Origin of the sequence: Microbacterium sp. NPDC058062, assembly GCF_042885375.1 — a bacterium.
GTDB lineage: Bacteria > Actinomycetota > Actinomycetes > Actinomycetales > Microbacteriaceae > Microbacterium > Microbacterium trichothecenolyticum_C.
Window position 1 is genome coordinate 970,458 of record NZ_JBHVSC010000001.1, and the last position, 15,834, is coordinate 986,291.

10 protein-coding genes and 1 tRNA gene are annotated in these 15,834 nt (G+C 71.1%); 6 read left to right on the top strand and 5 right to left on the bottom strand.

All coding sequences use genetic code 11. The features are described from left to right. Window positions 1-10 precede the first annotated feature (10 nt). Entirely contained in the window at window positions 11-1,231 is a 1,221-nt protein-coding gene (locus ACFVSU_RS04435; RefSeq protein WP_387138538.1) for a globin domain-containing protein, read from the bottom strand. A 132-nt stretch (window positions 1,232-1,363) separates the two neighbouring features. Between ACFVSU_RS04435 and ACFVSU_RS04440 the strand changes: the two genes are divergently transcribed. The 4 genes from ACFVSU_RS04440 (at window position 1,364) to ACFVSU_RS04455 (ending at window position 6,649) form a co-directional block, all read left to right on the top strand. Beyond that, a complete protein-coding gene (locus tag ACFVSU_RS04440) occupies window positions 1,364-1,975 on the top strand; it encodes a helix-turn-helix domain-containing protein (RefSeq protein ID WP_387138541.1) in 612 nt (203 codons plus the stop codon). Window positions 1,976-2,041: 66 nt separating this feature from the next. Further along, complete coding sequence (locus ACFVSU_RS04445; RefSeq protein WP_310290155.1) at window positions 2,042-2,530, top strand: adenosine-specific kinase; 489 nt, start codon at window positions 2,042-2,044, stop codon at window positions 2,528-2,530. Between the two features lie 82 nt (window positions 2,531-2,612). After that, window positions 2,613-3,941: a flavin monoamine oxidase family protein gene (locus tag ACFVSU_RS04450; RefSeq protein WP_387138545.1), complete on the top strand. Its 1,329-nt coding sequence runs from the start codon at window positions 2,613-2,615 to the stop codon at window positions 3,939-3,941. Window positions 3,942-4,033: 92 nt separating this feature from the next. Further along, window positions 4,034-6,649, top strand: coding sequence for a PEP/pyruvate-binding domain-containing protein (locus ACFVSU_RS04455; RefSeq protein ID WP_387138548.1), 2,616 nt, complete (start codon window positions 4,034-4,036; stop codon window positions 6,647-6,649). Here the strand turns inward: ACFVSU_RS04455 and ACFVSU_RS04460 are convergent. The 3 genes from ACFVSU_RS04460 to ACFVSU_RS04470 are packed head-to-tail and all read right to left on the bottom strand — an operon-like array spanning window position 6,646 to window position 12,246. Beyond that, the gene (locus tag ACFVSU_RS04460) at window positions 6,646-9,999 is read right to left on the bottom strand and encodes an ATP-binding protein (RefSeq protein ID WP_387138551.1); all 3,354 of its coding nucleotides are present in this window, start codon (window positions 9,997-9,999) and stop codon (window positions 6,646-6,648) included. The two genes, ACFVSU_RS04455 and ACFVSU_RS04460, sit on opposite strands and share 4 nt — an antisense overlap. Further along, complete coding sequence (locus tag ACFVSU_RS04465; protein ID WP_387138555.1) at window positions 9,996-10,781, bottom strand: DUF4194 domain-containing protein; 786 nt, start codon at window positions 10,779-10,781, stop codon at window positions 9,996-9,998. Before ACFVSU_RS04465 ends, ACFVSU_RS04460 begins: the two co-directional genes overlap by 4 nt. After that, entirely contained in the window at window positions 10,774-12,246 is a 1,473-nt protein-coding gene (locus ACFVSU_RS04470; RefSeq protein WP_387138558.1) for a DUF3375 domain-containing protein, read from the bottom strand. Before ACFVSU_RS04470 ends, ACFVSU_RS04465 begins: the two co-directional genes overlap by 8 nt. A gap of 93 nt (window positions 12,247-12,339) precedes the next feature. Between ACFVSU_RS04470 and panD the strand changes: the two genes are divergently transcribed. Together panD and ACFVSU_RS04480 are read left to right on the top strand one after the other, a co-directional pair. Continuing rightward, window positions 12,340-12,726: an aspartate 1-decarboxylase gene (gene panD, locus ACFVSU_RS04475; protein ID WP_387138560.1), complete on the top strand. Its 387-nt coding sequence runs from the start codon at window positions 12,340-12,342 to the stop codon at window positions 12,724-12,726. 142 nt (window positions 12,727-12,868) lie between these two features. Then, window positions 12,869-15,640: an Ig-like domain repeat protein gene (locus ACFVSU_RS04480; protein ID WP_387138563.1), complete on the top strand. Its 2,772-nt coding sequence runs from the start codon at window positions 12,869-12,871 to the stop codon at window positions 15,638-15,640. Window positions 15,641-15,684: 44 nt separating this feature from the next. On the opposite strand, the gene ACFVSU_RS04485 is transcribed toward ACFVSU_RS04480, so the two are convergent. Then, window positions 15,685-15,761 (bottom strand) — tRNA-Pro (locus ACFVSU_RS04485). Window positions 15,762-15,834: the final 73 nt, after the last annotated feature.

Below are 15,834 nucleotides of genomic sequence, written 5' to 3' on the forward strand. Positions count from 1 at the left end.
CCCCTGCCGGTCAGGCGGCGGCGCCCTCGGGGTTCTGCGCCCAGAGATCCGGGCCGAAGACCTCGTAGTGGATGCGCTCGCTCGGGATGCCGCGGGCGATCAGCGTCGCGCGGGAGATGCGCATGAACGGCAGCGGGCCGCACATGAACACCGTCGCACCGTCGGGCAGCTCGACGTCGGCGAGGTCCATGAACCCCTCACGCGCCGGGTGGAGCGTGGGGGCGGTCGCAGCATCCGTCTCGTACCAGTTCTGCGCCTTCGCGTCGTCCATCGCGAGCACCTGGCGGCGCAGCGACGAGTACAGCGCGTGCGTGTCGTGCGCACGGTCGGCGTGGAAGAGGCGCACGGTGCGCTGGGGCTGGCGACGGGAGAGGTCTTCGAGGATCGCGGCGACCGGCGTGATGCCGATGCCGGCCGACACGAGCACCAGGGGCTGGTCGGACTCGTCGAGCACCACATCGCCCGCCGGCTGCGACACATCGAGCACCGTGCCGGGCTTCGCGTTCTCGAAGAGCCACGTCGACACCTGGCCGTCGGGGGTGTCGCCGACCCCGCGCACGCGCTTGATCGTCACGCGGAGCGAGTCGCCGCGGGGTCCCGACGAGATCGTGTACTGGCGCGGCTGGCGCGAGCCGTCGGGCAGATCGACGGCGATCGCGACGTACTGCCCGGTGTGGTGCGACGGAACCTCACCGGCGACCGGCGCGAGCAGGAGCGAGAAGACGTCGTCGGACTCCTCGAACCGCTCGACCACCCGGTACGGGCGCCACGGCTGCTCGGGGTCGGTGCCGCCCTCGGCGTACAGCTTCGCCTCCTCGGCGATCAGCGACGTCGCGAACAGCCAGTAGACCTCGTCCCACGCGGACTTCACCTCGGGGGTCACGGCATCGCCGAGCACCGTTCCGACAGCACCCAGGAGGTGGTGTCCGACGACGAGATACGACCGCGCCTGGATGCCGAGCGAGACGTGCTTGTGGGCGATCCGGCGCATCACCGGGGTGAAGTCGGGGGCGTTCGGGTCGATGAGCTGCACCGCGAAGGCGACGACCGACGCGGCGAGTGCCTTCGGCTGCTCCCCCACCGCCTGGTTCGCGCGGTTGAAGACGCGGAGGAGTTCGGGGTGGGCGGCGAACATCGCCGGGTAGAAGACCTTCGTGATCTCCTCGGCGTGCTGGGCGACGACACCTGCGGTGGCGCGGACGACGGCTTCGGACTCCGGTGAGAGCTGCATGGGGTTCCTTTCTCGGACCGGACGCGATGCCCTCGACCTTCCTCCGTCCTCGCGCCGGGTGCCGCGGGTTCCACCGGTTTTATCCGGTCGACCTCTCAGCGCGGGCGGAGACGGCCCGCCTACCCTGGGACCATGCCCCGCCGCGCGCACGACTTCCGCGGACTTACGCAGCCCCGCCGCCTGCAGCTGCTGCAGGCCATTCAGCGCGTGCCCGGACGCCGCGCCGGCGAGCTCGCCTCGGAGTCCGGCATCCCGCTGAACACCGTCCGCGACCATCTGCGCGTCCTCGAAGACGAGGGGCTCATCCGCAGCGAGACGATCCAGGTCGGCGTCCGCGGGCGTCCTCCGGTGGTGTTCCACCCCGTGCGCGAGTCGGCCTCGAGCGACGCGGCGAGCGCACGCGTCGAGGGCGCCGAGACGAGAGGACGGATGCTGCGTGCCGTGACCGGCAGCGAGGCTCCGGAGCTTCCCGCCGACGCGGCGCGGCAGCTCGACGTGCTGTATGAGCACCTCGACGACGCCGGGCTCGACCCGGCCGTCGACGAGAAGACGCTGTCGTTCGACCTCGCGCCGTGCCGGTACCACGACATGATCGACGAGGACCGCGCCCTGGTGTGCGGCGTGCACGCGCGCCTCGTGCAGGACGTGCTCCTCCACACCGACGGCCCGCTCGAACTCGAGCGCCTGGAGCCCTTCGTGACCGCGCACCACTGCCGGCTGCTGCTCACCACCCGGGCGGAATAGGGCGAACAGACCCCCGCGCGGCGCGAAGGCCAGGAGTCTAGGCTGGCGCTGTCGGAGGAGGTTCCCATGACCGTCGACATCGAGGTCGTCCCACTCGTCAAGCCGGACGACGTGAACGTCATCGTGGGCCAGTCGCACTTCATCAAGACCGTCGAAGACCTGCACGAAGCGCTTGCCGGGGTGGGCGGAACGCTGCGGTTCGGAGTCGCGTTCTGCGAGGCATCCGGTGCGCGGCTCGTGCGCCGCACGGGCAACGACGATGATCTCGTCGCGCTCGCCGTCGACGCCGCGCTGGCGATCGGCGCGGGCCACGCGTTCGTGATCATGCTGCGCGAGGGCTTCCCGGTGAACGTGCTCAACCAGGTGAAGGCCGTCCCCGAGGTCTGCTCCATCTACTGCGCGACCGCCAACCCGGTGCAGATGCTCGTCGCCGTGACCGACGCCGGCCGCGGCGTCGCGGGCGTCATCGACGGCCAGCCGCCCGTCGGCGTCGAGACCGAGCAGGACGTGGCCGACCGCCGCGACCTGCTGCGCGCCATCGGCTACAAGCTCTGAGGCGGCGGCGGTGGCTCTGCCGTCACCCGTATGCCGCTAGCGTCGTAGGGCGCGGTGATGCGCCGGCCGGGGAGGATCGCAGATGGATCATTTCGACACGATCGTGGTGGGCGCCGGAGTGGCGGGTCTCACCGCCGCACGCCTCCTGGGCAGGGCGGGGCGCCGTGTCGTCGTGCTCGAGGCCCGCGACCGCGTGGGCGGCCGCGTCTCGACCGACCGCCACTTCCCGGGCACGGTCACCGACATGGGCGCCTCGTGGATCCACGGCATCACCGACTCCCCCGTCGCCGCGGCGGCGCAGGCGTTCGGCATGCGCACCGTCGAGTTCACCGTCGGCGGCTATCAGCCCGACAGCCGCCCCATCGCGTACTACGGACCCGACGGGAAGCGATTGACGGATGCTGCGACCCGGGCGTACATCGACGACATCCACGCCGTCGACGCCACGCTGCGCGAGGTGGTCGCGACCTCCGCTCCCGACGCGTCGTACCGCGGCGTGACCGACGCCGCGCTCGCCGCCCAGGGATGGGACACGGAGCGCACGCAGCGCGTGCGCGAGTATCTCGAGCACCGCTCCGAGGAGCAGTACGGCGCCTGGATCGAGGACCTCGCCGCCCACGGGCTCGACGACGACTCCATCGACGGCGACGAGGTCGTGTTCCCCGACGGGTACGATCGCCTTCCGCGGCGGCTGGCCGAGGGTCTCGACATCCGTCTCATCCATGTCGTGTCCGACGTGCAGTGGTCTTCCGAGGGAGTCCTCGTCACGACCGACCACGGGCTGTTCTCCGCCGACACCGCGATCGTCACCGTGCCGGTCGGCGTGCTGCAGTCCGACGACTTCGTGATCGAGCCGCCGTTGCCCGAGCCGGTCGCGGGCGCGCTGAGCAGGCTCACGATGAACGCGTTCGAGAAGGTGTTCCTGCGGTTCCCGGCGAAGTTCTGGGACGACGGCGTCTACGCGATCCGCCAGCAGGGCCCCGAGAGCCGGTGGTGGCACTCGTGGTACGACCTCACCGCGCTCGACGGCACGCCGACGCTGCTGACCTTCGCGGCCGGGCCGGCGGCGGTCGAGACGTGGGACTGGACCGAGGACGAGATCGTCGAGTCGATCCTCGTGCAACTGCGGCGCCTGTACGGCGACCGTGTCGTGACGCCGACATACGTGCACGTCACGGACTGGCAGGACGACCCGTGGTCGCACGGATCGTACGCCTACATGACGGTCGGGTCGACGACGGCCGACCACGACGATCTCGCGACGCCGATCGGCGGCGTGCTCCACCTCGCCGGCGAGGCGACGTGGACCGACGACCCGGCGACGGTGCCCGCGGCGATGCTCTCCGGCCACCGCGCGGCGTCGAGGGTGCTCGGACGCGACATCGCCATCGAGGAGGCCTGGGCGGGCTGACGAGCCCGGTCGATCTTGTGGCGGGGTGCGCGGAGTGCGATTCTGCACCTGAGCCCACGAGCGTGGGCCGACCTGGCCGATAGGACGACACCATGGCCGCGTCCAGCCCCGCACCGCACGACGGCTTCGTGGTCGACCTCGCGGAGCTGTCGGCCGATGACCTCGCGACCGTCGGCGGCAAGGCGGCGAACCTCGGCGAACTGATCCGCGCGGGCTTCGACGTGCCGCCGGGCTTCTGCGTCACGACCGAGGCGTACCGGCGTGCGGTCCGCGGCTCGGCGGTCGAGTCAGGGACGATCACGGATGCCGCGGCCGCGCGGACGGCCGTGCTCGAGGCGCCGTTCCCCTACGAGGTCACCAGAGCGGTGCGGGAGGCGTATGACCGGCTGGAGCCGGGGGCCGGTGCCGTCGCCGTACGATCGTCGGCGACCGCGGAGGACCTCCCTGGCGCGAGCTTCGCCGGGCAGCAGGACACGTACCTCAACGTGGCCGGCGTCGACGACGTGCTGGACGCGGTCCACCGCTGCTGGGCGTCGCTGTGGACCGACCGCGCGGTCGCCTACCGTACCGCCCAGGGCATCGACGGCGCGGGGGTCGCCCTGGCGGTCGTCGTGCAGCGGATGGTCGACGCCGATTCCGCAGGCGTGCTGTTCACGGCCGACCCGGTGACCGGCCGCCGCCGTCAGGCGGTGCTCGACGCGGCACGCGGTCTCGGCGAGGCCGTCGTGTCGGGCTCGGTCGACCCCGACCACTTCATCATCGACACGGCGACTGGGCGCATCCTCGATCGGCGGCCCGGCGGCGAGGCCGACCAGCCGGCGAGCGTCACCGACGCGCAGGTGCGTGCGCTCGCCGCGCTCGGAGACCGCGTGGAGCGGGCGTTCGGCAGCCCCCAGGACATCGAGTGGGCGATCGACGGCGACGGGCACGCCTGGCTCACCCAGTCCCGGCCGGTCACGACGCTGTTCCCCGTGCCTGTGCGCGATACCCGGCTACCCGCCGGCGAGACCCGTGTGTACTTCTGCGTCAGCCTCGCGCAGGGGCTCCATCGGCCCATCACGCCGATGGGCGTCGCCGCCTTCCGGGTGATCGGCTCGGGCTTCCTCGACCTCATCGGCCGCCGACCCACCCGGATCTCCGACGGGCCGGGCGCCTTCGCGATCGGCGGCGACCGCATCTTCCTCGATGCGACGCCCGTCGTGCGATCGGCGGTCGGCCGCGAGATCTTCCCGCGGGCGCTCGACGTGATGGAGGCGCGGTCCGCCGTGGTCCTCCGCGGACTGTTCGACGACCCGCGATTCTCGGTGCTCCCGAGGTCGCGGCGACACTTCGCACGCGGCTTCCTGCACATTGCCGCCCGCATCCGGCTGCCCTTGCTGCTCGGACAGGCGCTCTTCAGCCCCACGGCCGCCCAGCGGCGGGTGCAGCGCCTCGCCATCGAGGTGCGGGCGCGGGACATCCCTGCCGGCGGCGACATCCCGTCCCGCGTCGACGGGGTCGTCGATCTGCTGTTCCGGACGATGCCCCTGGCGCCCCGGAGCCTGCCCGGAGCCGTCGTCGGATTCGGCATGCTCGGGCTCGCGAGCCGACTGCTGCGCGGCTCGGCGCAGCCGGGAGACCTGCAGACGGTGCTCCGCAGCGTGCCCGACAACGTCACCACGCAGATGGACCTCGAACTGTGGGACGTCGCCGTGCGCGCGCGGCGCGACTCCGAGTCGGCTGCGGCGCTTCGCACCCGCGACGCCGAGGACCTCGCCGATGCCTATCTGGCGGGCGCGCTGCCTGCCGTCCTGCAGCGCGCGATGGCCAACTTCCTCGCCCGCTACGGCCACCGCGCCGTCGCCGAGATCGACCTCGGCATGCCGCGATGGGCCGAAGACCCCGCGCACCTCTTCGGCGTGCTGTCGGGATACCTTCGCCTCGACACGGATGCGGCGACCCCCGCGCAGCACTTCGCGGCCGGCGCCCGCGACGCCGAGGCGATGATCGACACCCTCGTCGGTCGCGCACGCGAGCGCGGCCGACGCCGTGCCGCCGCCGTCCGGTTCTGCCTGCGGCGGGCCCGAGCACTCGTCGGCATGCGCGAGATGCCGAAGTTCCTCATGATCATCGCGATGCGCCGGGCGCGGGCGGAACTCGTCGGCATCGGCGTCGAGCTCGCCGCGGCGGGACGGATCGCCGACCCCGCCGACGTGTTCTTCCTCGACTTCGACGAGACGAAGCGCGCCGCGGCGGGAGCCGACATGCGCGCGACGGTCCGTGAGCGCAGAGACCGGTACGACACCGAGCTCTGGCGTCGGCATGTGCCGCGCATGCTGCTCTCCGACGGCACAGAACCGGAGGCCGTCGGGGCCGGCGCCGCTGCGGATCAGCCCGGAGCCCTGCGAGGCACTCCGGCGTCGGCCGGGACCGTCACCGCGCCCGCGCGCGTCATCCTCGACCCCGTCGGGGCGCGTCTCGAACCCGGCGAGATCCTCGTCGCCCCCTCGACCGATCCAGGCTGGACTCCGCTGTTCCTCACCGCGGGCGGACTCGTCATGGAGATGGGTGGCGCGAACAGCCACGGCGCCGTCGTCGCGCGGGAGTACGGCATCCCCGCGGTCGTCGGTGTGCCGCGTGCCACAGAGACGATCACGACCGGGGTCGACGTGACCGTCGACGGGGCATCGGGTGTGGTGACCGTGCCGCTCGGCACCGCCGGTTCCTAGAGTGCCGGCATGCCGACCTTGGGCTTCGCCCACGAGCGGCCGCGGGTGTCCTTGAGGATGTCGTACTCGACATCGACGTGCGGCTCGATGGCGCTGTACTTGTCGTTCGGCGCACCGATCACGAGCTGGAAGCCGAGGCCGCGCCACGCGCCGATCGCGCGCTTGGTGAAGTGGGCGTCGGCCTTGATCAGCGCCTCGTCCATGAACACCGGGGCGTAGCGCGGACGCACCGCACCGGCATCACCGAGCTGATAGCGGAGGGCCGCACCGACGATGAACGCGATGAGCTCCTGCGACTCGCCGCCGGACTTCTCTCCGATGTGGTCGTACAAGGCGACGTGCTGCTTGGTCGCGGCGTCGACGCGCTCCGCGCTCACCCGCACGTGGTTGCGCACATCGATCAGGTCACCGAAGTCGGGTGCCGACCGTCGCATGTGGCCGATCAGCTTCGACATCCGCCGATACACCTGCTCGCGCTCATCGTCGGACGACGCCGCCTCGATGAGCGCACGCACCTCGCGCAGTTCGCGGCGGAAGCGGCGGCGCGCCTCGGACTGGTTCTCGCGCGTCGTGATCTGCAGCCGGTGGTCGTCGTCGTAGAACGGCAGGTCCTGCATGATCTGGTTGATCGGCTCGATGCGATCGCGGATCTCGCGGATCGAGCGGCTCAACGTCGAGTCCAGGTTCGTGAGGTCGTTGCCCGACAGCTTCAGCAGGCTGTCGCGCCATTCGGCCTCGAGCTCGTGCAGCCCGCTCGTCCTGAGCGCCTCCAGGATGCGCTCGAAGTCGTCGACGGACTCATCCGGGTCGGGCAGCAGGTTCGGATTCGGCCAGCGCTCAAGGAAGCTCACCATGATCCGGCGCACGCTGTCGCGCTGCTGCTCGAGCGAGTCCGCAGCAGCGCGGCGGTCCTCGGTCAGCCGCTGCGCGGCGGTCGTGAGCGCGGCGACGAAACCGGCCAGCGCGTCCGAGGCGCTCGCGGGCCGCGACGTATCGGTCAGGCTGAAACGGTCGTCGAGGAACGCGACCTGCTCGGGGCGCAGCATCCGTCCCGCGTCTTCCGCGGCATCGATCACCGTCTGGTCCGCGTCGACGTCGTCGATGACGTCGCTCCACTGCGACTCGATCTGCTCGCGCTCGACCGTGGTGCGCGCGATCTCTTCGCGCAGGCGCGCAGCCTTGCCCTTCGCGGCGGCGATCTGCCCCTGCACGCGGGCGATCTCCGGATTGGATGCCGTCACGTCGTCCTGCACGGCGAGCCAACGGTCCCGCTCGGCCGTAACGGCGGCGACGTCGACCTGTTCCCAGGTGAGATCGCGGACCTTGGCGTATACCGCGAAGCGAGCGTCGACGGCGTCGAGCGCGGCATCCGCCCGCTTGCGGTCCTCGGCGGCGTGCTCGAGCCTCGCGCGGGCGGCGTCGAGCTGCCGCGCGAGGTCGGCGAGGCGCCGGTCGTTCGAGAATCCGAGCACGTTCTCGCGGCCGTGGCCGCCGTGCGCACCACGACTGCCCTGCGACATCTGACCGGTGATCGTGAGCGCCATGCGGTGCTGCGACAGGCCGGTGGCGGAGTCGACGCACACGAAGCCGAAGCGGTCGGCGAGACGCTCCTGCAGCCAGCCCGTGAACGGCGTGCTCTGGTAGTCCAGGCGACCGGGCAACGTGTTCGTGTCGCGCAGATCCGCCTCGTCGAGTCCGGCGTGAACCCCCTCGTAGCGCAGGCGCACCGGCGTCCGCACCGCGTCGATCGCCGTGCGGAATCGCCCGAGATGATCCACGTCGATGAGAAGGGTCGTCGCGAAACCGCCCAGGGCGAGGTTGAAGGCCTCGCGCCACGGCTCGAACTCCGTGCGCACCTCGACGAGCTCGCCGACGAAGGGCAGGTCCTCGACCTCGATGCCGGCCGCGCGCGCCACGAGCTCGCGCGATTCGTGCAGCGCCCGCGGGATGTTGCCCTGCAGCCCGGTCGCCCGCCGCACCTCGGCCTCCAGCTCAGCGATCTCGCGGGCCGCGGACTTCTCCGCCGAGATCGCCTCGGCGTACGCGGCCCGCACCCCACCCTTCGCATCGCGGTCGGCGAGGCTCTCGCGGGCGCGGTCCATCAGCTCCGCGAACTCGGCCTGCGAGGCCGCGTCCTCGCCGATCGCACGCAGGTCTGCGTCGAACCCCACGCGCCGGCTCTGCGTCGCGGTCAGCCGCCGCTCGACTTCGCGCAGTTCCCGCTGTGCGGTCTCGAGGCGATCGCCGCCCGAGAGCCGCAGCACCTCGACGAGCCCGTCGCGCTCCGCCTCAGCGGCGTCGGCCAGCGCACGCTTCTCACGAAGCGTGGTGTCGGCCGCATTCTTGCGGTCGCGCAGCTCGGTCTCGACCTCGCGCAGCATGCCCAGTCGCCGATCGGCGCGCCAGAGCGTCGCCAGCGAGGCCGGGTCGGAGAACTCGCCGACCTCGTCGATGAGCCGCACGCGCTCGAGCGCCACCGCGATCTTCTCGCGCAGCTCGCGGATGGGCTCGAGCGCGCTCACCTGCTGGCGCGCCGTCAGCATGCGCGTGCGCGTGCTCTCGAGGCCGTCGAAGTGCGCGACGACGGCGTCTGCAGTGGTCATCGTCTCGGGCTCTTCGAGCACGAGGCGCTTGTACAGGTCGTCCACCGTCGTGATCTGCTGGCCGGCCTGGATGCGGGCGAGCAGGCTCATCGCCTTGCCTCCCGCGCCCGCGGCGCCGATCCCGAGCACCGCGTGCAGCCGCGCCGAGAACTCGCGATCTGTTCCGACGGGGTCGAGTCCGGCGTTGCGGATCGCGAGGTCGGAGAGGCGCAGCGCCGCGGCCTCCTGCAGCGAGCTGACGTCGAACGCCCGGTCCGTCGTCGCGCGGACGCGCACGGTGTCTTCGAGCACGCGAGCGCCGGCCGGGATGTACCACGCGCGCACCGCGGTGAAGCGGGAGCCGTCGTGGTCGATCCACGTCATCGCGACGGCGGTCCACGTGTCTTCGCCGTCGCCGCGGAGCACACGCATCTTCGTGCCCTCCTCGGTGCGCGACTCGTCGAGCTTGCCGCGTCCGTAGGAGAGGATGTTGCGCTGCTCGTCGCCGCGCGGACGCCCCGTCACTCCCCCGTTCGACGCGCCGTTGAACGGCGTCGTGTGGGGCATCATGAGCGCGATGTACGCGTCCATCAGCGTCGACTTGCCCGAGCCCGACCCGCCGCACAGCAGGGTCGCCTCAGGCGAGAACCGCACGCGGTGCGCGCCGTCGTAGCCACCCCAGTTGACGAGCTGCAGGTCCTCGGCGAGCCACTGCTGCCCGCGCGATGCCGCCGGGATCAGCCCGAACAGCGTGTCGAGCATCGTCACAGCGCGTTCTCCTCGAGGTCGTCTTCCTCGGCCTCGTCGAACACATCGACGGCGGCGACGGATGCTGCGCCTTCTGCGCGCGCCGGATCAGACTGCGTGCGCAGCCAGTCGCGCAGCTCGCGCAGCTTCTCGGCGCTCAGCACGATCTCGACGAGCGGGCTGATGCGGAACCGGCCGGTGGTCTCCTCGTCGACGATCCCGTCGCGCGCGAGCCGATCCATCGCCTTGCGGATCGAGCGCTGCCGGCGAGCGGTGTCGCCGTCGGCGTCCACGAAGTAGCTCATGACCGTCTGCTCGACGTCCTCGATGTCGACGCGGGCTGCCGGCTCGCCCGCCGCGGACTCGCGCTGATAGACGGTGCGCAGGTGCACGAGCACGAGCGTCTCGGAGCGCGTGTACGCGGCATCCCGGAGCAGGATCGGCATCTCGAACTCGTCGGAACGCACCTGCTGCTTGTAGGCGACGCCGCGGTCGTGGTCGACCACGAGGCGCACGAAGAGATCGTTGAGACGCGACTCGATGAGCTGCTGGTTGTCGAGCAGCACCGTCCACTCGTCGCGGTTGCGGTCCGCCAGCAGGAACCGCCGCTGCAGCACATGTACGAACACGCGCCGCACTGCGGCGTCGAGGACCCCGCGGTCGCCGGGGAAGAGCTCGTCGAGGTCGTCCTCCATCGAAGCGGGTGCGATGAACGCGTCGCTCGCGGCGGCCTCCTCGATGGCGATGTCGGTGGCATCGACATCGCCGGCGTCGAGATCGGCCTGCGTGGCGGTCTCAGTCATCGTCGTGCTCCTTCGCAGTGCGGGCGGTCACGGATCCGAACGCGAACCGGCGCGTCGTCCCGTCGGGGCGCAGGGCTTCGACGACGGACACCTCGTCGCCCTCACTCATGCCGTTGCGGTGGGCGATCTCGAGGAGGCCCACGAGGTCCACCGGCCGTCGGGCTTCGTCATCCGCGCTCTGGAACGCGTCGGCCAGATCGAACGCGTCGCCGAGGCCGGCGACGTAGGCCTCGAGCTCGGCGTACCGGGGTCCTCCCCACGCGCGGGTGTCAGCATCCGTGAATTCCGCGTCCTCGTCCGAGGTGGTGAGCGGAGCGGGCGCGCCAGGAGGGCGGATGTCGCTCACCGACTGCCGCAGATGGCCGACGTCGGCCATCGGAAGGCTGCGCAGCGGCTCGACGAGTGCATCGGAGGACGAACTGCGGGTCCACGTCTGCAGACCCGACATGACGTCGCGGAGCAGATCGTCGACCTGACGGTCGCGGATCGGGTCGTGGGTGCGGACCTGTCCGGTGATGACGCGCGAGGCGCGGCGCTGCGCGGTGAGCACCTCCTCGACGCCGAGCTCGACGCGGCGGCCGATGGCGTCCAGCTCCTTGCGCTGTTCGCCGTCCATGAGGCGAGTGAACGGCTGGGCGAGCAGCGTGTGGAGCTGCTCGGTGAGGCTGTCGATGCGTTCCGGGTCGCCGATGAGGCGCAGCGCGCCCGCGAAGGCGCGGCCCTCGACGGTGGACTGCATGACGTGCTGCCCGCGCTGAAGGTATTCGCGCAGCACCTCGCCGGTCGGGCGGACGTCACGACGCAGGTCGGCGACGACGTCGCGCTGCATGGCCTTGATGGATTCGGCGACGCGCGTGAAGTCCGCCGGCAGCTCGCGCGCCAGGTGCAGCACGTTCTCCGCCTCTTCGAGGAGCTGCTCGTCGTCGATCGGCTCGGACTGGCCGAGCTCGAGGCGGGCGATCTCGGCGTCGAGCGCGTCACGCTCCTGGATGAGGCGGGCCATCCGGACGGCGGGATCCGTCTCGGCGTGATCGGAGAGGCGCTCGACCGCCTCCAGCAGAGTGCGGACGCGCGAGTTCGACACGCGCGTCCGGCCTCCGGCGGTGCGCCCGGTGATCTCGAGCGCGCCCACCGCGTGCGCGGTCAGGCGGTACACCTCGGCGTCGCCGTCGATCTGTGGCACGAGCCATCCGACCCGCACCCAGTAGCGGCAGATCTCGCGGGCGGTGCCGACCGGGAGCGTGCGATCGCCCTCGTCGTAGCCCGCGGCGCGGAGTTCGTCGAGAATCTCGGCGACCTCGGCGTGCGCGTCGGAGATCTCGACCGACGGGCGATCGACCGTGAACACGATGGAGAGGGCCGCGACCACGAAGGGCGCGTAGCGACCGTGGAGCAGATCGAGGGTGGGGGTTCGGAACGCCGCGAGAGCCCGCAGATATGCCGCCTCGGCACGAGTGTTCCCCATCGGGTCCAGACTACCTGGGGCGCGCACAGGACCACGATTCGGGTCAGGGGCGGCCGTATTATGGACTCGATCCACTATCCCCCGGAGTTTCTCTTGCGTCGCACCCTGCTGAAGTCCAAGATCCACCGCGCCACCGTCACCGGCAGCGACCTGAACTACGTCGGCTCGATCACGATCGACGCCGATCTGCTGGATCTCGCCGACATCGTCGAGCACGAGCAGGTGCACGTGGTCGACGTCAACAACGGCGCGCGCTTCGAGACCTACACGATCGCCGGCGAGCGCGGCACCGGCGTGATGCAGATCAACGGCGCCGCGGCGCGCCTCGTCCACACCGGCGACGTCGTCATCGTGATGTCGTACGCGCAGTACGAGCGCGAAGAGGTGCTCGAGCACCAGCCCGTCGTGATCAACATCGACGAGTCGACGCCCGGCGCGCGGGTGAACAGCGCTGTGCGGGTGTTGACGCACGCGGGCTGACGCCTCGGCCCCGCTCCGTCGAGTCGGGGGCGGACCTGTACAAGCGGACCATGCCGGTCATAGGGTGCCGTCAAGCCCTGTGTCCGTGACCCTCGCCCCACGGCGGTCCAGCGCACCGGATCCCGACGAAGGGGTGCAGAGCATGGTCAGATCCGAGTCGCGGCGAGGCGAGACCTCACGCTCACGGTTCCCGCGACGTGGGATCGCAGCATCCGTCTCCATCGCTCTTGCGCTGCTCGGCGCCGTCGCCGCGCCGTCGCTCGCGCACGCGGACGGACCGACGACGTTCAGCAACACGGCGTCGATCGCGATACCCGCGGCGGGATCGGCGAACCAGACCGGTCCCGCGAACCCTTACCCGTCGAACATCACGGTGTCGGGGTTGGCGGGGCTCGTCACGAAGGTTCAGGTGGTCTTCCACGGCCTCACGCACGGGGCGCTGAACGACGTGGACGCGCTGGTCGTCGCGCCCACCGGGCAGAACCTGGTCGTGATGTCCGACGTCGGCGCGCCGAACACGCTGACGACGTCGAGCAACGCGACGCTCACCTTCGACGATTCCGCCGCCGATGTCGTGCCGAGCGGCAGCGTGCCGACCGGTTCATATCGTCCGAGCAACAACGGCAGCGGAGACGCCTTCCCGGCGCCCGCGCCCGCACCATCCGCGCAGACGACTCTCGCGGGAGCGTTCACCGGCATCGCCCCCAACGGCACCTGGCAGCTGTTCATCGTCGACGACACGTCGGGAGATCTGGGAACGATGGCAGGCGGATGGAGCCTGGTCATCACGACCGAGCAGGCCGCGGTGGCGACGACGACCACGGTGACCACGTCGGGCACACCGTCGACGACCGGCGACCCGGTGACCTTCACCGCGACGGTCACCGCCGGCGGCAACCCGGTGACGACGGGGAGCGTCGCCTTCACTGCGGACAACGCCGCCCTCGGCGCCCCCGTCGCACTCAACGCCTCGGGGCAGGCGTCCGTCACCACCAGCGCCCTCGCCGAGGGCACCCACGCGATCCTCGCGACGTACGCGGGGAGCACCGGATTCCTGGGGAGCAACGGCTCGGTGTCGCAGCGGGTCGACAACACGACCGTCGTCACCGGGAACACCTTCTGCAACCCGGGGGCGTTGACGGTTCCTCAGGAAGGAGCATCCGCTCCCTATCCGTCGAACATCACCGTGTCAGGGCTCGCCGGTCCGGTCACGAAGGTCACTGCGACCCTCAATGGGATCTCGCACACCGCGCCGATCGACCTCGACGTCATGCTGTCCGGCCCCACACCCGCTACCAACCTCCTGCTGATGAGCGACGCCGGTGGCACCACACCCGTGAGCGGCGCGACCGTCGTCTTCGACGACGCCGCCGCCGGTTCGGTGCCTGCGCCGCTCGTCTCGGGCACGTTCCGAGCGAGCGACCTCGACACGGAGGGGACGGATGCTGCGTTCCCCGCGCCCGCTCCGGCCATCAGCGCGGCGACCACCCTGGCGACGTTCAACGGCGGCAACGGGAACGGCGTCTGGAGCCTGTGGGTGGTGGACGACGCGGGCGGCGACGCCGGGTCGATCAGCGGCGGGTGGTGCCTTACGGTCGCGACCGTGAGCGCAACCGCGACGGCGCTCACCTCGAGCGTGAACCCCTCCTTCTTCGGCGACTCCGTGACGTTCACCGCGACCGTCACGTCCGGCGGCTCGCCCGTCACCGGCGGGACCGTCTCGTTCACCGACGGAGCCACGCCGCTCGCTTCGAACGTCCCCGTCGACGCCAACGGGATGGCGACGTTCACCACGAGCGCGCTCGGTGTGGGCACGCATGCCCTCACTGCGACCTACTCGGGAACGCCGGCGTACGCCACGAGCAGCGCGAGCGTGGATCAGGTGGTCGGTCTCGCTTCGACGACGACGGCCATCACGTCTAGCCTGAACCCCTCACTCGTCGGCCAAGCCGTGACGTTCACCGCGACGGTGACGGCCGGCGGATCACCCGTCACCGCCGGAATGATCTCGTTCGCCGACGCCGGCAGCCCGCTCGGCGGCGCCGTCGCGCTCGACGCGAACGGCACAGCGACGCTCACCACCAGCGCGTTGCCCGCCGGCACGCATCCCCTCACCGCGACTTACTCCGGAACGGCGGCCTACGCCACCAGCAGCGGCAACCTGGATCAGGTCGTGCTGACCCCCGCGGTCTCGGTGGCGGGCGGACCGTACTCGGTGGCCGAGGGAGAGAGCCTGGCCCTGGACGGCACCGGGTCCAGCCCCGGAGCCACATACGAGTGGGACCTCGACGCGGACGGCGACTACAGCGACGCGAGCGGCCTGACGCCCACGCTGACCTGGGATCAGCTCGAGGCGCTGGGCATCGACGACGGCCCGTCGAACCACACCGTCGCCCTTCGCGTGACGCTCGGTTCGCAGCAGAGCACCTCCACCACCAGCCTGGCCGTCGTCAACACGGCACCGGACACCGTCGTGACCGGCGCCCTGACCGCGACAGCCGGATCACCGTTCACGATCAAGGTCGGGGCGGACGATCCGTCGTCCGCCGACATGGCCGCGGACTTCACGTACACGGTCGACTGGGGCGACGGCTCGCCGGTCCTGACGGTCGTCGGCCCGGCGGATCCGCCAGTCACGCACACCTATGCGGCGGCCGGCACGTACACGGCGTCCCTGACGTCGACCGACAAGGACGGCGGTACCGGCGAGGCGCTGACGATCGTCGTGGTCGTCGCGGCGGCGCCGGTCACGACGCCTCCACCGACGCCCCCGGCGTCGACTCCGCCCTCCACTGGAGGCCTGCCGCCGACCGGTGCGGATCCGTCCGCGGCGCTCGTGGCCGCAGGGCTCCTCCTCCTCGTGGGCGCAGCGATGGCCGCATACGCGCGGCGGCGACGCTCGATCCGCTCGTAGGAGAGACGAAAGAGGGTCGGCCTTTCGGCCGACCCTCTTTCGATTGGTCGGGATGACAGGATTTGAACCTGCGACCCCTTGACCCCCAGTCAAGTGCGCTACCAAGCTGCGCCACATCCCGTTAGCCCCCGCTTGCGCGTGGACAACTCCCCCATCCTACCCGCTCCGCGGAGGCCTCGCGAACCGAGGGACGC